This window comes from Actinoplanes sp. NPDC021490 (genome assembly GCF_055562135.1).
In genome coordinates, this window is sequence record NZ_JBVHFW010000001.1 from 643,180 (window position 1) to 664,327 (window position 21,148).

Annotated in this window: 18 protein-coding genes; 10 read left to right on the forward strand and 8 right to left on the reverse strand. The window is 71.4% G+C overall.

Annotated features, from left to right (window positions below):
* Positions 1-47 precede the first annotated feature (47 nt).
* Complete coding sequence (thiC, locus tag ACZ3I4_RS03030; protein ID WP_465380144.1) at positions 48-1,583, forward strand: phosphomethylpyrimidine synthase ThiC; 1,536 nt, start codon at positions 48-50, stop codon at positions 1,581-1,583.
* Between the two features lie 155 nt (positions 1,584-1,738).
* Here thiC and ACZ3I4_RS03035 read toward each other — a convergent pair whose 3' ends face one another.
* The 3 genes from ACZ3I4_RS03035 to ACZ3I4_RS03045 all read right to left on the reverse strand — a co-directional run bounded on the left by ACZ3I4_RS03035 (position 1,739) and on the right by ACZ3I4_RS03045 (position 4,877).
* Positions 1,739-2,923, reverse strand: coding sequence for a hypothetical protein (locus tag ACZ3I4_RS03035; protein WP_465380145.1), 1,185 nt, complete (start codon positions 2,921-2,923; stop codon positions 1,739-1,741).
* 92 nt (positions 2,924-3,015) lie between these two features.
* The gene (locus ACZ3I4_RS03040) at positions 3,016-3,765 is read right to left on the reverse strand and encodes an ABC transporter ATP-binding protein (RefSeq protein WP_465380450.1); all 750 of its coding nucleotides are present in this window, start codon (positions 3,763-3,765) and stop codon (positions 3,016-3,018) included.
* On the reverse strand, positions 3,762-4,877 hold the full coding sequence (locus ACZ3I4_RS03045) for an ABC transporter substrate-binding protein (protein ID WP_465380451.1): 1,116 nt from the start codon (positions 4,875-4,877) through the stop codon (positions 3,762-3,764). The genes ACZ3I4_RS03040 and ACZ3I4_RS03045 overlap by 4 nt, the downstream gene beginning before the upstream one ends.
* A gap of 457 nt (positions 4,878-5,334) precedes the next feature.
* Here ACZ3I4_RS03045 and ACZ3I4_RS03050 point away from each other — a divergent pair, with 457 nt between their 5' ends.
* From ACZ3I4_RS03050 to ACZ3I4_RS03065, 4 genes are read left to right on the forward strand one after another with little or no spacing between them, the layout of a single operon-like run.
* Positions 5,335-8,382: a sensor histidine kinase gene (locus tag ACZ3I4_RS03050; RefSeq protein ID WP_465380146.1), complete on the forward strand. Its 3,048-nt coding sequence runs from the start codon at positions 5,335-5,337 to the stop codon at positions 8,380-8,382.
* The gene (locus ACZ3I4_RS03055) at positions 8,379-8,786 is read left to right on the forward strand and encodes a roadblock/LC7 domain-containing protein (RefSeq protein WP_465380147.1); all 408 of its coding nucleotides are present in this window, start codon (positions 8,379-8,381) and stop codon (positions 8,784-8,786) included. The genes ACZ3I4_RS03050 and ACZ3I4_RS03055 overlap by 4 nt, the downstream gene beginning before the upstream one ends.
* A gap of 32 nt (positions 8,787-8,818) precedes the next feature.
* Positions 8,819-9,181, forward strand: coding sequence for a DUF742 domain-containing protein (locus tag ACZ3I4_RS03060; protein WP_465380148.1), 363 nt, complete (start codon positions 8,819-8,821; stop codon positions 9,179-9,181).
* A complete protein-coding gene (locus tag ACZ3I4_RS03065; protein ID WP_465380149.1) occupies positions 9,162-9,782 on the forward strand; it encodes a GTP-binding protein in 621 nt (206 codons plus the stop codon). The genes ACZ3I4_RS03060 and ACZ3I4_RS03065 overlap by 20 nt, the downstream gene beginning before the upstream one ends.
* A gap of 136 nt (positions 9,783-9,918) precedes the next feature.
* Here the strand turns inward: ACZ3I4_RS03065 and ACZ3I4_RS03070 are convergent, their stop codons facing one another.
* The gene (locus tag ACZ3I4_RS03070) at positions 9,919-11,064 is read right to left on the reverse strand and encodes a uroporphyrinogen-III synthase (RefSeq protein ID WP_465380150.1); all 1,146 of its coding nucleotides are present in this window, start codon (positions 11,062-11,064) and stop codon (positions 9,919-9,921) included.
* Between the two features lie 651 nt (positions 11,065-11,715).
* Here ACZ3I4_RS03070 and rplM point away from each other — a divergent pair.
* The 3 genes from rplM (at position 11,716) to glmM (ending at position 14,177) form a co-directional block, all read left to right on the forward strand.
* Positions 11,716-12,159 carry a 50S ribosomal protein L13 gene (gene rplM / locus ACZ3I4_RS03075; RefSeq protein ID WP_250001294.1) on the forward strand — a complete coding sequence of 148 codons (444 nt, stop codon included), beginning with the start codon at positions 11,716-11,718 and terminating at the stop codon, positions 12,157-12,159.
* Positions 12,160-12,179: 20 nt separating this feature from the next.
* Positions 12,180-12,710, forward strand: coding sequence for a 30S ribosomal protein S9 (rpsI, locus tag ACZ3I4_RS03080; protein WP_465380151.1), 531 nt, complete (start codon positions 12,180-12,182; stop codon positions 12,708-12,710).
* 111 nt (positions 12,711-12,821) lie between these two features.
* The gene (gene glmM, locus ACZ3I4_RS03085) at positions 12,822-14,177 is read left to right on the forward strand and encodes a phosphoglucosamine mutase (protein WP_465380152.1); all 1,356 of its coding nucleotides are present in this window, start codon (positions 12,822-12,824) and stop codon (positions 14,175-14,177) included.
* A gap of 11 nt (positions 14,178-14,188) precedes the next feature.
* Here glmM and ACZ3I4_RS03090 read toward each other — a convergent pair whose 3' ends face one another.
* Positions 14,189-15,367, reverse strand: coding sequence for a pyridoxal phosphate-dependent aminotransferase (locus ACZ3I4_RS03090; RefSeq protein WP_465380153.1), 1,179 nt, complete (start codon positions 15,365-15,367; stop codon positions 14,189-14,191).
* A 14-nt stretch (positions 15,368-15,381) separates the two neighbouring features.
* Positions 15,382-16,188: an MmpS family transport accessory protein gene (locus ACZ3I4_RS03095; protein WP_465380154.1), complete on the reverse strand. Its 807-nt coding sequence runs from the start codon at positions 16,186-16,188 to the stop codon at positions 15,382-15,384.
* Between the two features lie 171 nt (positions 16,189-16,359).
* On the opposite strand from ACZ3I4_RS03095, the gene glmS reads away from it, so the two are divergent.
* Entirely contained in the window at positions 16,360-18,243 is a 1,884-nt protein-coding gene (glmS, locus tag ACZ3I4_RS03100; RefSeq protein WP_465380155.1) for a glutamine--fructose-6-phosphate transaminase (isomerizing), read from the forward strand.
* A 300-nt stretch (positions 18,244-18,543) separates the two neighbouring features.
* Here the strand turns inward: glmS and ACZ3I4_RS03105 are convergent, their stop codons facing one another.
* On the reverse strand, positions 18,544-20,205 hold the full coding sequence (locus tag ACZ3I4_RS03105) for an alpha/beta hydrolase (protein ID WP_465380156.1): 1,662 nt from the start codon (positions 20,203-20,205) through the stop codon (positions 18,544-18,546).
* Positions 20,202-20,489 carry a hypothetical protein gene (locus ACZ3I4_RS03110; protein ID WP_465380157.1) on the reverse strand — a complete coding sequence of 96 codons (288 nt, stop codon included), beginning with the start codon at positions 20,487-20,489 and terminating at the stop codon, positions 20,202-20,204. Before ACZ3I4_RS03110 ends, ACZ3I4_RS03105 begins: the two co-directional genes overlap by 4 nt.
* A gap of 135 nt (positions 20,490-20,624) precedes the next feature.
* Between ACZ3I4_RS03110 and ACZ3I4_RS03115 the strand changes: the two genes are divergently transcribed.
* Positions 20,625-20,993, forward strand: a complete 369-nt coding sequence (locus ACZ3I4_RS03115) for a holo-ACP synthase (RefSeq protein ID WP_465380158.1) — start codon at positions 20,625-20,627, stop codon at positions 20,991-20,993.
* Positions 20,994-21,148: the final 155 nt, after the last annotated feature.

Sequence of the window (21,148 nt, forward strand, 5' to 3'; positions counted from 1 at the left end):
CAACTGCGCCCTGACGCTGCCAGGTTTGTACCTATTTGGGAGGAAACATGAGGCGCAAGGTGTACGTCGAGGGCTCACGCTCGGACATCCGGGTGCCGTTCGCGTCGGTCGAGCTGAGTGACGGCAACGACCCCGTACGGTTGTACGACACCTCCGGGCCGGGCGGCGCACCGGAGAACGGCCTGCCCCCGCTGCGCGCGCCGTGGATCAGCGGCCGCACCCAGCTGGCGTCGGCGCGAGCCGGGATCGTCACGCCCGAGATGGAGTTCGTGGCGATCCGCGAGAACGTGCCGGCCGGGCTGGTGCGCTCCGAGATCGCGGCGGGCCGGGCGGTGCTGCCCGTCAACCGCAACCACCCCGAGTCCGAGCCGATGGTGATCGGGTCGCGGTTCCTGGTGAAGGTCAACGCGAACATCGGCACGTCGGCCGTGACGTCCTCGGTGGCCGAGGAGGTCGAGAAGCTGACCTGGGCCACCCGGTGGGGCGCCGACACGGTGATGGATCTGTCGACCGGGCCGCGCATCCACGAGACCCGCGAGGCGATCATCCGGAACTCGCCGGTGCCGATCGGGACCGTGCCGATCTATCAGGCGCTCGAGAAGGTCAAGGGCGACCCGGTCAAGCTGACCTGGGAGCTGTTCCGCGACACGATCCTGGAGCAGGCCGAGCAGGGCGTCGACTACATGACCATCCACGCCGGGGTGCTGCTGCCGTACGTGCCGCTGGCCGCCGAGCGGGTGACCGGCATCGTGTCCCGCGGCGGCTCGATCATGGCCGCCTGGTGTCTCGCCCACCACCAGGAGAACTTCCTGTACACGCACTTCGACGAGATGTGCGAGATCTTCGCCCGGTACGACATCACGTTCTCGCTGGGCGACGGGCTGCGACCGGGATCGATCGCCGACGCCAACGACGAGGCCCAGTTCGCCGAGCTGCGCACGCTGGGGGAGCTGACCCACCGGGCCTGGGCGTACGACGTGCAGGTGATGGTCGAGGGGCCGGGTCACGTGCCCATGCACAAGATCAAGGAGAACGTGGATCTGCAGGTCGAGCTGTGCGGCGGGGCTCCGTTCTACACCCTCGGGCCGCTGACGACCGACATCGCTCCCGCGTACGACCACATCACGTCCGCGATCGGCGCCGCGATGATCGGCATGTTCGGCACGGCGATGCTCTGCTACGTGACGCCCAAGGAGCACCTCGGACTGCCCGGCAAGGACGACGTGAAGGCCGGGATGATCGCCTACAAGATCGCCGCCCACGCGGCCGACCTGGCCAAGGGGCACCCGGGTGCGCAGGAGTGGGACGACGCGCTGTCCAAGGCCCGATTCGAGTTCCGCTGGGAGGACCAGTTCGAGCTGGCCCTGGACCCGGAAACCGCGCGGGCCTACCACGACGAAACGTTGCCCGCCTCGGCCGCCAAGACCGCGCACTTCTGCTCGATGTGCGGGCCCAAGTTCTGCTCGATGAAGATCAGTCACGAGCTCAAGGCGCAGGGGATGGGCCAGAAATCGGCGGAGTTCGTGGCGTCGGGCGGCAAGGTCTATGTGCCACTGAGCTCCGGTCAAGCCGACATGGCCTAGTGGTCCGGTTCCGGGCCGCCATTCCCGGCGGCTCTTGACAGTTCGCCAATAAACGCTGTTCCAGCGAATCTGTAATGATTCAGAATTGCGGATTCGCTGGAATGAGCGACCGGCGGCGACGGAATTAGCGGCGCGTCTTGCCTTTTTCGATTCGGTCAGCGGCCGAGGCCGCTCACCCAGTCCGAGATCTCGCCGTCCGGGTGATCGGGCCGCTGCTGCTGCGAGGGCGGGGTGAAGCCGTCGAACGGCGGCATCGTGATCACGCCGGTGTCGGACGGCTTGAGCTCGTGCTCCGGGCGCTGCGCGGCCACCGCGGCGCGGGCGGCCACGGTGGAGCGGGCCGCGACCGAGGCCCGCCCCGTGACGGCCTGGGCGGCGCCGGTGCCGGGCAGGGGCCCCGGGCCGCCGGCCTTCGCGATCGCCGAGTCGGGCTGGGCGTCGCGCTGCGGCAGCGGCGGGCGGTCGGGGGTGGGCTCGCCGTCGCCGGGGGAGTCAGGACGTCCGCCGGACGGACCGCGCCGCAGCATCGCGGCGATCACCGAGCCGAAGACGCCGGCCCCGGCCGCGGTCATGGCGCCGTAGTAGGGCACCTCCTGGAAGCGGCTCGCGCCCGGCCCGGCGATCAGGTAGGCCACCGTGAGCAGGGCCGGACCGGACATGCCGGCCAGGGCGATCGCCGTCGTGGACAGCTTCCGGCGACGGGCCGCGAGCCCGATCGCCAGGCCGCTGATCAGCGCGATCACCGGCATCGTGAGCAGCGCCAGCCGCTCGACGAGGCCGTCGGGCACAAAACTGGCGTCGAGCACGCCGAGGCGTACGGGGGGAAGGGTGTCACCGGAACGAAGCGAAGGCGCCACCGAGGCGAGCGCGACGAGCCAGATCGCGGCGGCCACGACTATCAGGCTCCAATGGGAAACCCACTGGCCGAGGGCGGCGTACGCGGCGAAGATGCCCGCCGCCGCGCCGAGCACGGCACACGCCCCGATCACGAAGACCTCGTTGACCCCGGCGACCTCGGCGCCGCGGGCGGGCTGCATGGTCAGCGGCACGATTGCCGCCGCACCCAGACCGGCCGCGATCGCGCCGATCATCCGCGTGCCCGCTCCCGCCGTCCGGGGCAGCCGGGTCCGCCCGGCCAGCCCTCCGGCGGCCGCCGCGGTCATCGCGAACCAGGCCACCCAGCCCAGCTGAGCGGTCCATTGATCACTCGCCGTAGCGTCGACGACACGGGTGAAGTCGAGCATGCCCAGCCCGTAGGCCAAGCCCAGCTGACCGGCACCGACCAGCGCCGCGGCGCCGAACGCGGCCCCCACCAACTTCACCCAGGTCCGAAAAGCCATGCCCGGCACGTTACGGTTCCCTTGCCTGCGCGCTCAACAGCGGGAGTGGATTCTTAAAATCCCGCTTAGTTATTTATACAAAGAGTGACGGGCTAAGCCATCAAAAGATCATGAAGCAGGCCGCTGCACCGGGCCACCTCGTCCGAGTGGGCCGTGCGGCCGAGCGTGCGCGGACGCGGGATGCGGACGTCGACGATCTCGCGGACCCGGCCCGGTCGCGGGCTGAGCACGACCACCCGGTCGGCCAGCAAGACGGCCTCGTCGATCGAATGGGTGACAAAGACGGTGGTCGCCCGCTGTTCCATGTGGATGCGCTGCAACTCGCCCGACAGCTCCTCCCGGATCAGCGGGTCGAGCGCCGAGAACGGCTCGTCCATCAGCATCACCTGCGGCTTGGCGATCAGCGCCCGGCACAGCGCCACCCGCTGCTGCATGCCACCGGAGAGCTCGTGCGGCAGCCGCTTCTCGAACCCGGACAGGCCGGTCAGCTCGAGCAGCTCCTGGGCCCGGTCCCGGTAGTCCGACTTGCGCCGGCCGAAGATCTGCACCGGCAACAGCACGTTGTCGAGCACCGAGCGCCAGGGCAGCAGGGCCGGGCGCTGGAACATCATCGCCACGTCGCGGCGCGGCTTGGCCACCGCCACGCCGCCCACCTCGATGCTGCCGCCGGTCGGCGGGAGCAGCCCGGCGATCAGCCGCAGCAGCGTCGACTTGCCACAGCCGGAGCGGCCCACCACGGCGACGAACTCGCCGTCGGCCACCTGCAGGCTGACGTCGCGCAGCGCCTCGACCGTGCCCGAGCGGCCGGAGAACGTCCGGGATACCTGGTTGATCTGGATCATGACGCGAGCCGCCACCGGCCGCTCCGGGCCACCAGCAGGGTCAGCGCCTGCGGCATCAGGCCGGAGTGGTTGTCGGGGGTGAGCCGGATCGGGCCGGAGAGGCCGTCGACCTGGGACGTCTCGATGATCTCGCGGATCCGGGGCCGGTCGGTGCCGACCTGGGCCACCGCGTCGGCGATCAGATCGACGGCGTCCGCGGCGAAGGAGGCGACGCCCGAGTAGCTGCCGTACCGGGACGTGTAGTCGCGGAACCACTGCTTGCGGGACGACTTGGCCGGCGTCGTCGCGATCACGTCGTCGATCGCCAGGATCTGGGTGAACACCATCGTGGTGTTGTTCGTGGCGGCGACCGCCTCCCGGGAGATGAACAGGTCACCGGCGGCGCCCGCGTCGAAGTAGATCCGGCCGCGGAAGCCGGAGTTACGTGCGTCCCGGGCGGCCAGCTGGGCCAGGTCGGGCGGCGTGAGCACGACCAGCGCCTGCGGGGCGGCGTCGGTGAGCGTGCCGACCGACTGGGCGATCTCGGACGCGCCCGGCTTGACCGAGCGCGCCGACTTCACGGCGATGTTCAGGCCGCGCAGCGCGTCGTTGAGCGCGGTGTTGGCGCCCTGGCCGTAGAGGTCGCTCGTGTAGAGCACCGAGATCGTCCGGATGCGGGTCCGGACCAGCTCGTTGACCAGCGCGGCGGTGCTGTCGGCCGAGTTCGGGCCGAGCTTGAAGACGTACTGCCGATCGGCGACGGGCGAGCTGACCTCGTCCGAGGAGGACAGCGCGATCGTCGGGATCGTCTTGTCGTTGATCGTCTTGGCCGCCTGGACCACACAGAGATCACACGAGCCGCCGACCACCGCGGCGACGGTGGGGTCGTCGGCGAACGATGTGATGTTTCGCATCGAGGCCGCCGGGTCGTTCCGGTTGTCCTTGGTCACCAGTCGCAGTTCGCGGTCGCCCAGCTGCCCCGAGGCGTTGACCTGATCGACCCGCAACTGCAGGGCCCGGGCGTACGCGGTGTCGACCGAGGAGTTGTTGAGGTCGGCCGCGATGACCACGACTTCGGCGCCGTCGGGGGCGTCGTCGTCGGAGGTGCAGCCGGCCGCGCCGGCGAGAAGCATCGATGCCACGGCCGTGGCCGCGGTGATGCGGGGGAGCCGCACTGCGGTGCCTCCTATGGGGGCGGAAAGGCGGGAGTGCCGGCACATCGTGAACCGTCGGCGGGCGCTCCAGCACGGACAATGTGTCCGTTCGATCGCGCCAAACCTTGCCAACGTGAAGGCCCCTGGTCAAGCGGCTCGCCATCGATGGATCGAGACGGTTGTCTCACATATTGGTTGGAATCTTGGGGGTTTCGAGTGACTGAGTGGTCACCGCATGTGTTGGTCGATATATTCGCGCACGTCAAAGCGCATTGTTTGTCTAATGCAGAACTGTCGGGAATGCTTGCACCCGGACACGGGGTTCGTTTCCGGATGTTTCCTGGCTTCCCAAAGGGTTGTCCGTTCTGATGAAATTCCCGGGCCGCGCGAGGTTCTGCGGGCGAAGAGCCACGGGGATGACCACGGAGGAGAAGTCGTGAGCACCGGATCTTCGACCCAGGTGACGCGCCGTGGTGTCTTTCCCCGCCTGCGAGACGCCCGGATCCGCGCCAAACTGGCTCTCATTCTGGTCGTTCCGCTGGTCGCGGTCATCGCATTGGCGACCACCCGTCTCGTCGATGTCGGACAGCGCGCCTCCGACGCCGGACAGGTCGAGGAACTGACCAAACTGGAGACCGACGTCTCCGCACTCACACAGCTGCTGCACGTCGAGCGGATGGCCGCCGCCGGTTATCTCGGCAACCCGCCCACCAACGCTCGCACCGAGGCCTACCGCACCGCCGTACGGGCCAGCGACGCGCAGATCCAGCTCTACCGCGCACACCGCGCGGACATCGGCACGCCGCCGCCCACCGTGCTCGACCGCCTCGCGCGCATCGACGACCACCTGAACACGATGGACGCGACCCGCACGGCGGTCGGCGACCGCAACGGCATCGCCGTCGCCGAGGCCGTCTCCCGCTACAGCGTCGTGATCACCGACCTGGTCTCCTACGGCGAGTCGGTCAGCCAGGTCGCGGGCGACGGCGACATCGCCGACCGGCTGCGCGCGATCGCGGCGTTCGCCCGCGCGAAGTCCGGCACCGCCGAGCAGGAGGCGGTCTCCTACGCCGCCGTCGTCACCGGCGACCTCAGCCCCGAGCAGCGGGTCGCGTTCATCGCCACCCAGACCGCCCAGCAGGAGGCCCTGCTCGCGTTCTCCCTGGTGGCCGACCCCGCACAGCGTTCTCTGGTCGACAACGTCGTCTCCGGCGACGCGGTCAACCTGGTCGACGGCGTCTCGGCGCAGCTCGGCCGGGCCGCCAACCGCGGCGTCATCGTGGCCGACGAGGTCACCCGCTCGTTCGGCGCGGTGGTCGACCTGATGCGGTGGGCCGAGCAGGAACTCGAGTCCGACGTGGTCGACCAGGCCACCTCCGATCGCGACGCTGTCGTGCGCCAGGCCGCGATCGAGGCCGCGCTGGTCGTGCTCGTGCTGATCGTGGCGATCGCGCTGGCCGTCATCCTGGCCCGCTCGCTCAACATGTCGCTGCGCCGCCTGCGTGAGGGCGCCCTCGCGGTGGCCAACCGCGACCTGCCCGACGCCGTGGCCCGGCTGCGCGACTCCCGCAACCTCGGCGAGGGCGGCGCCAACGACATCATCAGCCAGCTGCGCGACCCGATTCAGCTGCCCAACCGCGACGAGGTCGGCCAGGTCGCCCAGGCGTTCAACGTGGTCCACCGCGAGGCGGTCCGCATCGCCGCCGAGCAGGCCGCCCTGCGCACCAGCGTCTCGACGATGTTCCTCAACCTGGCCCGGCGCAGTCAGTCGCTGGTCGACCGGATGATCGGCGAGCTCGACCAGATCGAGCGCACCGAGGAGGACCCCAAGCGTCTGGCCCAGCTGTTCGAGCTCGACCACCTGGCCACCCGGATGCGCCGCAACGACGAGAACCTGCTCGTGCTCGCGGGCGCCGACTCGAGCGCCCCGCGCCGCGAGGACGCCCTGCTGGTCGACGCGCTCCGCGCCGCGCAGTCCGAAGTGGAGCTCTACAACCGCATCGAGTTCGGCACGGTCGACACCGACATCTCGATCGCCGCGCTCGCCGTCAACGACGTCGTCCGTCTGGTCGCCGAACTGCTCGACAACGCCACCCGGTTCTCGCCGCCGACCTCGATCGTGGTCGCCGACGGCCGCCGGATCCGCGACTACGTGGTGATCCAGGTGGAGGACCGCGGTCTCGGCATGTCCGAGGAACAGATGGACCAGCTCAACCGCCGCCTGGCCGAGCCGCCGAGCGTCGACGTGGCCGCGTTCCGCCTGATGGGTCTGGCCGTGGTCGGCCGGCTCGCCTCGCGGTACGGCATCCGCGTCGAGCTGCGGGCCAACCTCGAGGGCGGCACGGTCGCCCAGGTCACGCTGCCCAGCAGCATCGTCGTGCTGCCGAGCCGCCGCCTCGAGGCGCCGGTCCGGCCGCAGGAGCTCGGCACCGCGCCGTACGGCGGTGGCTGGGACGGGCAGTCCTCCCGGGCCGCCACCGCGACCCTGCCGACGATCTCGCCCTCGCACGACTCCTCGATGTCGCCTTCGCGGGAATCCTTCCGGGAGCCCGAGCCCTCGTGGCGCGAGCCCACCCCGGCCCCGCCGGCCGCGCACCCGCAGCTGCCGATGTTCCCGTCGCAGCGCCCGCCGTCCGACCCGCCGGCGCAGCCGACGCCGAACCGGCCCAAGCTGCCGACCCGGGTGTCCAAGACCATCGACGCCACGCAGTCGTCGCCCACGATGAACGGCTTCGCGGCCGCGGCCCCGCCGGTGGTTTCGGCCCCGCCGGTGGTTTCGGCCCCGCCGGTCGTCTCGGCACCGCCCGTCGTCTCCACACCACCGGCCCCCACGGGCGCCGGGTGGGGCGCCGCGCTCGCCGCGATGCCCCCGGCGCCTCCACCGCCGGTCGTCCCGTCGGCCGATGAACGCAGCGACTCGCCGATCTTCGTGCAGATGCAGCAGAGCTGGTTCCGCGATCACGAGAACGCGGGCCAGGAGGAGTGGGGCATGCCGACCGCCGGTTACGCCCCGCCGCCGAACGGCGCCTCGAAGCCGGTTCCGACGTCGCCGGCGCCCGCCAAGCCGACGTCCGCCCAGCGGGCACCCGCCAAGCCGACGTCCGCCCCGCCCGCGGCGGCCAGGCCCGCGGCCCCGCCCCCGGCGGCGTCACCCGCGTCGAACGGGCACAATGGACCTTCGGTTCCGAAGCCCCGCGGCGCGGCCGAGGACAAGTGGCGGACGACGGCCGACGAGGGGTGGCAGAAGGCGATGGCAGCGGCCGAGCCGGTCGACGCCGGCACGACGCGGTCCGGTCTCCCCAAGCGCGTCCCCCAGGCCCAGCTCGTGCCCGGTGGTGTGCAGCCCGGCCCGCGCAACCAGAACCGTCGCAGCCCCGATGAGGTCCGCGGACTCCTTTCCGCGTATCACCGGGGAGTGCAACGTGGGCGGACGGACGGCACTGCCGAGTCCGTCGCCTCCCAGGCTAAGGAGAACCAACCGTGACCAGGCCCCCCACCATGCAGGACATGGGCTGGCTGCTCAACAACTTCGCCAACAGCGTCGCCGGCATCGCCCACGTCGTGGCGGTGTCCGCGGACGGCCTGCTGCTGGCCTCGTCGCGCGACCTGCCGACCGACCGCGCCGACCAGCTCGCGGCCATCACGTCCGGTGTGGTCAGCCTGACCGAGGGCGCGTCCCGCTTGTTCAACGCGGGCGAGGTCCAGCAGACGATCATCGAGATGGATTCCGGTTACCTGTTCCTCATGACCATCAGCGACGGGTCGTCGATGGCCGTGCTGGCCGCGCGCAGCTGCGACGTGGGCCAGGTCGGCTACGAGATGGCCCTGCTGGTCGAGCGGGTCGGCGCGTCGCTGTCGCCCGCGCCCCGCGAAACTGTCAATCATTAGTCGCCGGTTCGACGGAAGGGGGTGATCGCGCGATGGGCCAGCCGCAGGATCCGAGAGGCAACCTGGTGCGTCCCTACGCGGTCACCCGTGGACGCACCGAACCGCGCCGGGACATCCCGATCGAGGCGGTCCTGGTCGCCAGCCAGGCCGGTCTGCAAGAGTCCCGGTTCGCCGGGCATGACAAATACCGCATCGCCGTGCTGTGCGAGGCGAAGGCGCAATCGCTGGCCGAGCTCTCGGCGCTGACCCGGCTACCGCTGGGTGTGGCGCGGGTCCTGGTCGCCGACATGGTGGCCGACGGACTGCTCTCGTTGCACAGCGCCGCTCCCAAAACTGGGTTCTCGGAGCGGATGAACCTGCTGGAAAGGGTGTTGAGTGGACTTCGCAAGCTCTGAGCGGGCGGGGGCGCAACCCAAAGAGATCACTTCGGCCAAGATTGTCGTGGCCGGAGGGTTCGGCGTGGGCAAGACGACGCTGGTCGGAGCGGTCTCCGAGATCGAGCCGCTGACCACCGAGGCCGTCATGACCTCGGCCGGCCAAGGGGTCGACGACGCGTCCAAGGTGCCCGGCAAGGGGACCACCACGGTGGCGATGGACTTCGGCCGCATCACGATGGCCGACGATCTGATCCTCTACCTTTTCGGCACCCCGGGGCAGACCCGATTCTGGTTCATGTGGGACGAGCTCATCCGGGGCGCGGTCGGCGCGGCCGTGCTGGTCGACACCCGCCGGATCGCCGACGCGTTCGCCCCGCTCGACTACTTCGAGAACCGCCATCTGCCCTATCTGGTGGCGCTCAACTGCTTCGACGGCGCGCCCCGCTACGAGCCCGATGAGGTTCGCGAGGCGCTCGCCATCCCGCCGCATGTGCCGCTGGTCATGTGTGACGCCCGCCACCGCGACTCGGTGAAGCAGGTGCTGGTGGCGGTCGTGGAACACGCGATGGCGACGTTGGTGGCCGAACAGAGTGGCGGCTACGCGGCAACGGTCCGATAAAGATCAACTTCGGGATGTCGTAGCGGGGTGGTGGGTACAGGCCGTCGCTCCCGCCGAGGGCCCGGTCAGGGTGAGCAGGGCGCTGGCGCGCCCAGAACGCTCACCCCGACCGGGCGACGTGCGTGAGTGGTTGCGCTCAGACCGGCAGGCGGTAGCCGCGCTTGACCACGGTCTGGATCACGCCGGGGGCGCTCAGGCCGGCTCGCAGGCGGGCCACGGCCATCTCGACGGCGTGTTCGTCGGCGCCGCGGGGGAGGGCGTGCAGCAGGGCCGCCCGGGAGAGCACGCGTCCCGGTGTGGCGGCCAGCGCGCGCAGCACGGCCATCGGGGCCGGGGCCAGCGGGCGCAACTCCCCGTCGACGATCGCCGCGTGTCCGCGCAGGGTGAGCGAATGGCCCGCCACCTCGAGCGAGAGGGCGCGCTTGGGCAGCTCGTCGACGATCGTCCGGACCAGGGCGCTCAGCCGGGCCCGGCTCGGCGCCACCACGGGCACGTTGTGCCGGCGCAGCGGGGCCGCGGTGACCGGGCCCACACAGGCCGCCAGCACGTCGCCGCGCAGCGCCTCGAGCACGGCGTCGGCGCTCGGCCCGGCCGTCCGCAGCAGGGCGTGCACGGCCGGGGCGGCGGTGAACGTGACCGCGTCCACGAGACGCGCGGTGATCAGGTCGACCAGGCGGTGCAGCGGGGCCGGATCGGTGGGCGCGGCCCAGCGGTACACCGGCACCTCGATCACCCGGGCCCCCGCCCGTTCCAGCGCGTCGGTGTATTCGGGCTGGCTCTCGCCGTGCAGCTGCATCGCGACGGTCAGACCGGCGATCCCGCGCGACTGCAGGTGGTCGACGACCTCGTCGTAGCTCTCCCCCTCGGGGGACCACTGGTCGTGCAGCCCGGCCGAACGCACCGCGGCGCGGGCCTTGGGGCCGCGGGCGACCAGATAGGCCTGGGACAGCACGGCCCGCAGCGGCTCGGCCAATCCCCACCCCTCGGCCGCCTCGAGCCAGCCGCGCATGCCGATGCCGGTGTTGACCAGCACGATGTCGGGCGGGGTGTCGAGGCAGGCCCGGGTCGCGGCCCGCAGCTCGGCGTCGTCGGCGATCGGCACTATCCGCAGCGCGGGGGCGAGCACCACCCGGGCGCCGCGGCCCTCGAGCAGCGTGGCCAGTTCGTCGCGGCGGCGGTCGGCGGTCACCCCGATCGTGTAGCCGGACAGCGACGCGGCCGGCTCGGCCAGCGCGGCCGCCGTGATGACCGTCCGGCGCGCTCCCCCCGTGCGGTCGGTCATATCGGTATTTCGAGAAGTCGCGGCGCGGCCGTCCGGTCCACCGAAGGGCACGCTCGGAGCCCGCCGTCCTCAGCGTCGACCCGCTCCCATGTCACGCCTGCGTTCTCCGCCGTACCTCCGGCCGGCGCGCGCCACGACTCCTCCTCGCCGAACCGGGAAGCCGGTCCAGCGGTCACCGTCAGGTCCGTCCTCAACCCTGACGGTGGCTTCTCAATAGTGCGTCCTCCTCGCACGTCCGGGCCACGCCTGGCCCGCGTTCCCGAGGTGTCAGCACCATTGCCCATGTCGGAAAGCGTGCCGTCGTGGAATTTCGCCCTTGCGTCCCGTTTGTTTCGAGCCTGCTAAGAGGCATTGAGCTGTGACCTTCGCTACGAACCGGGCCTCGAGGTTGTTGACCATGGATCCCGCTGCCGGGCGCGTCACGGGTGCGAGTATGCTGGCCGTTGGTTATTTTTGGAGGTCGCGTCTGTGCGCTGGGCGGGGCCACCGATCGTGTTGACCCTTGCACGTTTTGACCACGCGCCGCGCAGGCGGGTATTGTTGCCTGCTGTTGTGCGACAGTTGCGAGCCCGCCCCTCCGGGTAGGCTTGATGTTCGCGTTCTCCGCGACCAGCGCGCGACCCCAGACCGACGACAAGACAAGGTAATTCTGTGCGTACGTACAGCCCGAAGCCGGGTGAGATCGAGCGTCAGTGGCACATTATCGACGCTTCTGACGTCGTCCTGGGCCGCCTGGCCACCCACACCGCGACTCTCCTGCGTGGCAAGCACAAGCCCACCTTCGCCCCGCACGTCGACACCGGCGACTTCGTGGTGATCATCAACGCCGGCAAGGTCGCCCTGACCGGCAACAAGCGGCAGACCAAGGTCGCCTACCGCCACTCGGGTTACCCGGGCGGCCTCAAGCAGGTCGGCTACGAGGAGCTGCTGAGCAAGCGCCCCGAGAAGGCGATCGAGCTGGCCGTCAAGGGCATGCTCCCGCACAACAAGCTCGCGCGGCAGATCATCAAGAAGCTGAAGGTCTACCCGGGCGCTGAGCACCCGCACGCGGCGCAGCAACCCCAGCCGTTCGTAATCACCCAGATCGCGCAGTGAGCGCGGGAGAAGGCAGCAGCATGTCCGACGTTATCGAGCCCGAGGTCGTCGAGACCGTCGAGGAGCCCGCCGGAACGGTCGTTGTCGAGACGCCCGCCGAGACCGAGACCGTGGTCGTCGTCGAGACGCCCGCGCCGGCTCCGGTCCGCGCCCCGCGTCCTGGTGACCGTCCCATCCAGACCGTCGGCCGCCGCAAGGAGGCCATCGTCCGGGTGCGCCTCATCCCCGGCACCGGCAAGATCACCTGCAACGGCCGCGACCTCGAGGCCTACTTCCCCAGCAAGGTGCACCAGCAGCTCATCCGTGAGCCGCTCGTCACCGCGGAGAAGGAAGAGCAGTTCGACGTGATCGCGAACCTGCGTGGCGGTGGCATCACCGGCCAGGCCGGTGCGCTGCGCCTCGGCATCGCGCGGGCGCTCATCACGAACGAGCCCGACGACCGCCCCGCTCTCAAGAAGGCCGGCTTCCTCACTCGGGACGCCCGCGTCAAGGAGAGCAAGAAGTACGGTCTCAAGAAGGCCCGTAAGGCTCCGCAGTACTCGAAGCGCTGATTTTGCGCCGAGTCTGACAACGGCCGGGTTGTGTCCCTGGGTTTCCCAGGGGCCGCCCGGCCGTTTGCGTTCCCTCCCCCCTTGTTACGACGCAACGCAAAGGAAACCGCCATGGGGCGACTGTTCGGCACCGACGGCGTACGGGGGCTCGCGAACGGCGAGCTGCTCACCCCGGAACTGGCCCTCAGCGTGGCGGTCGCGGCCGCGCGCGTCCTGGTCGAAAGCGACAGCAGCCACCAGCCGCTGGCGATCGTCGGACGTGACCCGCGGGCCAGCGGCGAGATGCTCGAGGCGGCCGTCGTCGCCGGACTGACCAGCGCCGGCGCCAACGTGGTGCGGGTCGGCGTGCTGCCCACCCCCGCGGTGGCTTTCCTGGTCGGGCAGACCAACGCCGACCTCGGCGTGATGCTGTCGGCGTCGCACAACCCCATGCCCGACAACGGGATCAAGCTCTTCGCCGCCGGCGGCACCAAGCTGCCGGACGAGCTCGAGGAGCGGATCGAACAGGCCGTCCAGGACGGGCACGGGCTGGTCGGCCGGCCCACCGGCGCCGGCATCGGCCGCGTGCACGACCTGCTCGACGGGGCCGAGCACTACGTGAAGCACCTGGTCGGCTCCACCCCGCACAGCCTCGCCGGCATCAAGGTCGTGGTCGACTGCGCGAACGGCGCGGCCAGCGAGGTCGCCCCGGTCGCCTACGAGGAGGCCGGCGCCGAGGTCATCGCCATCCACGCCGACCCCGACGGCCTGAACATCAACGACGAGTGCGGCTCGACCCACCTCGACAAGGTGCGCGACGCCGTGCTGGCCGAGGGAGCCGATCTGGGCCTGGCCCACGACGGCGACGCCGACCGCTGCCTCGCGGTGACCGCCTCGGGCGAGGTCGTCGACGGCGACCAGATCATGGCGATCCTGGCCCTGGCCATGCGCGACGCGGGCACGCTGACCGACGACACCCTGGTCGCGACCGTGATGAGCAACCTGGGCCTGCGGATCGCCATGAAGCAGTCCGGCATCAAGCTTCTCGAGACCAAGGTCGGCGACCGGTACGTGCTCGAGGAGCTGAGCGCGGGCGGGCTGGCCCTGGGTGGCGAGCAGAGCGGGCACATCGTGATGCCGGCCTTCGCGACCACCGGCGACGGCGTGCTGACCGGCCTGCACCTGATGGCCCAGCTCGCGTCGAGCGGCAAGTCGCTGGCCGACCTGGCCTCCGTCGTGCACCCGCTGCCCCAGGTGCTGATCAACGTGCGCGTCGGGGACCGGGACGCGGGCGCGGCGGCCCCGGCCGTGCAGGCCGCCGTGGCGCTGGCCGAGAACGAGCTGGGCGAGACCGGCCGGGTGCTGCTGCGCCCGTCGGGCACCGAGCCGCTCGTCCGGGTGATGGTCGAGGCGGCCACCGAGGAGCAGGCCCGTACGGTGGCCGAGCGAATCGCCGACGAGGTGCGTTCCGCCTCTCCCGCCGCCTAGACCTTCGTCCTTCAGCGGCCCAGCTTGGACAAACGCTGGGCCGCCTCGTCGATCACGGACTCGCGTTTGCAGAAGGCGAAACGGATCAGGTGGCGGCCGGCCTCGCGGTGGTCGTAGAAGACCTGGGTCGGCACCGCCACCACCCCGCAGCGCTCGGGCAGCTCGCGGCAGAACTCGATGCCGTCCGTCCCGCCCAGCGGGGTGATGTCGGCGGTCACGAAATACGTGCCCTCGGAGGGCTGCACCGCGAACCCGGCCTCGGTCAGCCCGGCGGTCAGGTGGTCCCGGCGGGCCTGCAGCTCGTCGCGGAAACCGGTGAAGTAGGAGCCGGGCAGGCCCAGCGCGACGGCCACGGCCGGTTGCAGCGGCCCGGCGTTGACAAAGGTGAGGAACTGCTTCACCCGCATCAGCGCCGACACCAGCCGGGCCGGGCCGGTCGCCCAGCCGACCTTCCAGCCCGTGCACGAGAACGTCTTGCCGGCCGACGAGATCCGCAGCGTGCGCTCGTGCATGCCGGGCAGGCTCGCGAGCGGGACGTGCGGCTCGGCGGCGTCGGTGAAGACCAGGTGCTCGTAGACCTCGTCGGTCACGGCGTACGTGCCGAACTCCTGGCAGAGACCCGCGATCAGGCTCAGCTCGGCGCCGGTGAAGACCTTGCCGGTCGGATTGTGCGGCGAGTTGAGCAGCACGAGACGGGTCCGCGGCCCGAACGCCGCCCGCAACTCGCCCTCGTCGAACGCGTACCGCCCGTCGGGGCCCGGACGCAGGGTGACGGGTCTGCGGACGGCGCCGGCCAGCGTGATCGAGGCCGCGTACGAGTCGTAGTAGGGCTCGAACGTGACGACCTCGTCGCCGCGTTCGCACAGCGCCAGGATCGCCGCCGCGACGGCCTCGGTCGCGCCCGCGGTCACGACCACCTCGGTGTCGGGATCGCGGGGCAGCGCCCAGAAGCGTTGCTCGTGCTCGGCGATGGCGGCGCGCAGGGCGGGAATGCCGGGCAGCGGCGGGTACTGGTTGGCCCCCTCGCGCAGGGCCCGCGCGGCCGCCTCGAGCATCTCGGCCGGACCGTCGGTGTCGGGGAAGCCCTGACCCAGGTTGATCGAGCCGGTGCGCACGGCCAGGGCCGACATCTCGGTGAAGATCGTGGTGCCGAACGGGCGCATCCGTTCGACCAGCGGGTCGCTCGTCAAGGTTTCCCCACTCGTCACTCGATGGCGAAATGCGTGCACGTGGCCGTGGCGACGGTCGACGAGCTGGACGTGCGCTGTTTCACTTCCGTGCCGTCGACCAGGGCCCGGCACTTGATCGTGCCCTCCGTCGTGCCGATCCGCATGGCGACCACCGACACGAGCGCGGGCGTCTCCATCTCGGTCGTGAACTTCCACGGCAGATCCACGTTCTGCAGCCGCTTGGGCGCGTCGCCCAGCTTCTCGACGTACAGGATCTGGGAGGCCTGCCCCTCACCGCTCACCTCGTACGTCACCGAGATCTTGCGGCCGGTCACGTCGGGCGCGCCGGCCGGCAGGCTGGGCAGCCCGGTGGGCAGATCGGGGATCTGCGGGGCGGCCGTGGGCAGCTCGGGCAGCGCTTCCTTGGCCCGATCGGTCACGTTCCGCGCGATCAGCACGCCCGCTGTTCCGACGCCGGCGCAGAGCAGCAGCGTGATGGCCAGCACGAGCAGGACCATCGGGACCTTGCTCTTGCGCGGCGGCCGCGGCGGTTGCTGATAGGCGGGCTGACCGTAGCCGGGAGGCGGCCCATATCCGGGCGGCGGGCCATACCCGGGTGGGGGCTCGTAGGCCTGCGGCGGGCCGTAGCCGGGCGGGGGCTCGTACGACTGGGCCCGATACTCCTCCGTCGGCGTGGCCGGGAACTCGGACGTCGGCGGGTAGTCCGGATTGGGCGGCTGCGGCAGGGGAGCGAACCCGGGCTGGAAAGACGGCGGGACGGGCCGCTGGGGCGCCGGCTCATATGTGCCGTCCGGCTGCCGATTGTCCGGCTGATTGCTCAACGTTTCTCCCGGTGCGTGCGCGCTGTTGTGGCGCGGTAGCCGACGGTACGCCAACGGCGCCAGCCGTGGGATGGCCCGGTCGGCCGTTCGGCTTGTTCTGCGCAGGCCGTGTGCTCGAAAGGGTGCTTCTTGCGCATGACGAGTGAGCGGAAGTCGGCTAGGCTCTCGGCCATGTGTGGCATCGTGGGGTACGTCGGCGGTCGACCGGCGCTCAGCATCGTTCTTGACGGACTGCGCAGGCTGGAATACCGCGGGTACGACTCCGCCGGTGTGGCCGTCGTGGAGAACGGCGCTGTTCTGACCGAGAAGAAGGCCGGCAAGCTGGCCAACCTGGAGAAGGCTCTCTCCGAGGCCGGGGACTCGCGCATCGCCGCCGGTCTGACCGGCATCGGGCACACCCGGTGGGCGACGCACGGCGGTCCGACCGACCGCAACGCGCACCCGCACGTCTCGAAGGACGGCCGTGTCGCGGTCATCCACAACGGCATCATCGAGAACTTCGCCCGCCTGCGCGCCGAGCTCGAGGCGACCGGCGTCGAGTTCGCCAGCGACACCGACACCGAATGCGCCGCCCACCTCCTGGCGGCCGAGGTGCGTCAGCTCCGCGAGTCCGGCATGGCCGACGGTCCGCAGCTGCTCGCCGAGGGCATGCGCCGCACTGTGCGCCGCCTCGAGGGCGCGTTCACGCTGCTGGCCATCGACGTCGAGGTGCCCGACGCGGTCGTCGCCGCCCGCCGCAACTCGCCGCTGGTCGTGGGCCGCGGCGACGGGGAAAACTTCCTGGCCAGCGACGTCTCCGCGTTCATCGAGCACACCCGCGAGGCGATCGAGCTGGGCCAGGACCAGGTCGTCCTGATCACCCCGGCCGGCATCGAGATCACCGGCTTCGACGGCTCGGTCCAGCAGGGCCACGAGTTCCACATCAACTGGGACGCCTCGGCCGCCGAGAAGGGCGGTCACGACTACTTCATGCTCAAGGAGATCGCCGAGCAGCCCCAGGCGATCGCCGACACCCTGCTCGGCCGCCTCTCCGAGCGCGGCGAGATCGTGCTCGACGAGGTCCGCCTGACCGACCAGGACCTCCGCGACGTCGACAAGATCTTCATCGTGGCCTGTGGCACCTCCTACCACGCGGGCATGGTCGCCAAGTACGCCATCGAGCACTGGGTCCGCATCCCGTGCGAGGTGGAGCTGGCCAGCGAGTTCCGATACCGCGACCCGATCCTCGACCGCTCCACCCTGGTGGTCGCGATCAGCCAGTCCGGCGAGTCGATGGACACGCTGATGGCGCTGCGTCACGCCAAGGAGCAGAAGGCCCGGGTGCTGGCGATCTGCAACACCAACGGCTCGACGATCCCGCGCGAGTCCGACGCGGTGCTCTACACGCACGGCGGCCCCGAGATCGCGGTGGCCTCGACCAAGGCGTTCCTCACCCAGCTGGTCGCCTGCTACCTGATCGGGCTGCACCTGGCCCAGATCCGCGGCGTCATGTACGCCGACGAGGTCGCCGCCGTGGTCGAGAAGCTGCAGCAGACCCCCGACAGCCTGCGCACCCTGCTGGGCCGCATGGAGGACGTGCGCGAACTCGCCCGCGACCTCAAGACCGCCTCCACGGTGCTGTTCATCGGCCGGCACGTCGGCTACCCGGTGGCCCTGGAGGGCGCGCTCAAGCTCAAGGAGCTCGCCTACATGCACGCCGAGGGCTTCGCCGCCGGAGAGCTCAAGCACGGCCCGATCGCCCTGATCGACGAGGGCACGCCGGTCGTCTGCGTGGTGCCCTCCCCAGCCGGCCGCGGCGTCATGCGCGACAAGGTCGTCTCCAACATCCAGGAGGTCCGCGCCCGCGGCGCCCGCACCATCGTGATCGCCGAGGAGGGCGACGAGGACGTCCGCCCCTACGCTGACCACCTCATCACCGTCCCCGCGACCCCGACGCTGCTGGCCCCCCTGATGACCACCGTGCCCCTGCAGGTGCTGGCCTGCGAGATCGCCTCCGCCCGCGGCCACGACGTCGACCAGCCCCGCAACCTGGCCAAGTCCGTCACCGTCGAGTAACCCCGCACCACCTTTCCGCCCGGCCGTCATCGTGCTGCTCGCCAGCGCGGTGGCGGCCGTTAGCGTCGGCCGTCATCGCGCCGGCCGCCCGCGTGGTGGCGGCCGTTCGTGCTGGCCGTCATCGTGCCGGTCGCAGGCGCGGTAGCGACCGTTCGTGCTGGCCGCCACCGTGGTGGCGGCCGTTAGCGTCGATCGTCATCGTGCCGGTCGCCCGCGCGGTAGCGGCCGTTCGTGCCGGTCGTCGGCGTGGTGGCGGCCGTTGGCGTGGGCGCCGCGCGTGTCGTGGCTTCGGAGGCGGACTCATCGGGCCGAACCCAGGGTGATTGCGGTCAGGGTTTCGAGCGAGGGCGAACCTGGTTCCCAGTAGCCGACGTGGCCTCCGCCCGGCGCGCTGGCGAAGACGTGGGCGCCGAAGGCCGGGTCGCTCGGATTGTGGCCGAACCACAGGTCGCGTTCCGGGCGTCCAAAGGCGATCAGCGCGCCGATCCCGGGGACGGTGCCGGCCAGAGCAAGATCGCCCGCCAGACTGCTCGGGGACACTGCTGCGTACTGGATCACGTCGCCGCGTGACGTGCTCGACCAGACCTCGCCCGACGGCACCCGCAGGTCGCGGGCCGAATCGACGCCCACGCCGGGCGAACCCACGAACACCACGCTGTCGGCATCGAGACCCCCGGCAGCGGCCGCCCGGCCGACAACCAGCGAACCGTAGCTGTGCCCGAGCAGCACCTGCCGCCCCGGCGGACCCTCGTGCGCCGCTCGAAGACCGTCCTGAAAGTGCCGCAGCGCGGGCGCCCCGGCCTCGGCCCGGCGGGCGGTCGCGGCCTCGTCGACGAAGTCGGGCGCGTCGTAGTCGAGCCACAGCACCGCGCTGGTCGAGGCGGCCGGGTTCACCTCGGCGGCGCGCACGGCGACCCGCTCGGCCCGGGCCAGCTCCCCGCCGAACGAGGCCAGATCGGCCGTCATCCCCGGCACATGGGTGAGCACGCTGCCGGCCCGGTCGGGATCGCCCAGCGCCACCACCGCACGGCCCTCCCCGGCCACGTCGAGCCGCAGCAGATAGGCCCGGGGCCCGGAGTCGTCGGCGAGCCGGTCACCGAGCCGGGCCAGCCCGTCGCGCACGGCACGCAGCCGGTCACGCTGCCGGCCGGTGGCCCCGGCGATCGCCCGGTCGATCTCGGCCCGCCGGTCGTCGAGCAGAAGGCGGTTCGCGACGTCCCGGTCGGCGGCGGGCAGCCCGTCGAGCCGGGACAGCCAAGACGCCTCGGTCGCAAGGAGCCAGTTCCGCTGCTCGACCGGGAGCCCGGCCCACCACCGGCGCACATCGGCGGGCGAGGTGGCGCAGCTGGGCCGGTCGGGACCGGGCGCCGTAGCCGGGGCGCGGATCGCCGCCGCCAGCTCCGCCAGCCGCTCGGCGGCCTCGGCATCGGCCCGCGCCGCCAGCGCCAGCGCCGCGGCCAGCTCACCGGCACCCGGAACAGCAGCCTCGGCGCCCGGAGCAGCACCCCCGGCGCCAGAAGCAGCACCCCCGGCGCCAGAAGCAGCGCCCCCGGCGCCAGGGACAGCAGCCCTGGTGCGGTGGGCGGCAGGAGAGAAAGAGGCACCCGGGGCGGGGGTACTGGCAGGAGGTCCGCTGCCGGCTGGGTCGACTGCACCGGCGGCGAGGGCTCGAGACAGCAGCGCCTTCGCCCGCGTCAGGGCGGCGGCGAACTCGCTGGCCACCTGGTCGGCATGCCAGCAACGCATGCGGAACAGGACCAGCCTGCGGCGCAGCTCGGCCAGGCGGCGGCCGGCCGCGGCGGCCGCGCTTCCGTGCCACGCCGAAGCCAGCGCGGCCAGGCGGGGAACCAGCTCGGCGATCAGGTGGCCGGCCCGTTCGGCCCAGTGGCGCCAGGAGAGGGCGAGGGCTCGCCAGCGGGCCGGGTCGGTGGCGCGCAGCCGAGCGTGGACGGCGGTGGTCATCGGGTCAGCCGCAGGCGGGTGGCGGCGCGGGAGTCGGCCAGCTCGTAGTCGTCCGCCGCGGAGGCGATGCGGCGGGCGGTCTCCTCGATCTCGGCGCCGATCACCGTCAGTTGCTGCCGGGCGGCCTCGCCGGCCAGATGGGCCGCGTCGACCGTGGCCCAGCGCGGGACCTGCGGGGGTGGTGGCTCACCGGCGGCCGCGTCGGTCACCCGGTCGCCGGTGGCGGCCACGGCCGAGGCCGCGCGCCGTAGTGCCTCGGTGTCGACCTCGAGATCGGGATTCATCAGCAACCTCCGGAAGCGGCGAACGGATGCGACGAATTTAGGGGTCGCAAACCCGCCGTGGGGCGGCCTGTGGACAACGCCGGTGGTTGTCCACAGGCCCGGATGCCGAGCACTGACAACCGATAGGGTTGGGCCGTGATCGTGGCTGTCGGCATCGATGTTGTGCTGGTGGAGCGCTTCGCCCGCGCTCTCGACCGGACGCCGCTGATGGCGACCCGGCTGTTCACCGAGGGTGAGCGGCTGACCGCGTCCGGCAATCCGCGGTCGGCCGAGTCGCTGGCCGCCCGCTTCGCGGCCAAAGAGGCGGTGGCCAAGGCGCTGGGCGCTCCCGCGGGCATGCTGTGGCACGACTGCGAGATCGTTGCCGATCCCGACGGCCGCCCCTGGCTGACCGTCTCGGGCACGGTGGCCGCGGTCGCGGCCGAGCGCGGGGTCAACCGGTGGCATCTGTCCCTCTCGCACGACGGCGGCATCGCCTCGGCCATGGTCGTCGCCGAATCCTGAGCAGCAGCTGCGGGGAGCGCCGGGCAGCTGCGGGGAGCGCCGGGCAGCTGCGGGGAGCGCCGGGCAGCTGCGGGGAACGCCGGGCAGCTGCGGGGAGCGCCGGGCAACGGTGGGGAGCGCCGGGCAGCTGCGGGGAACGCCGCGCAGCTGGGGGA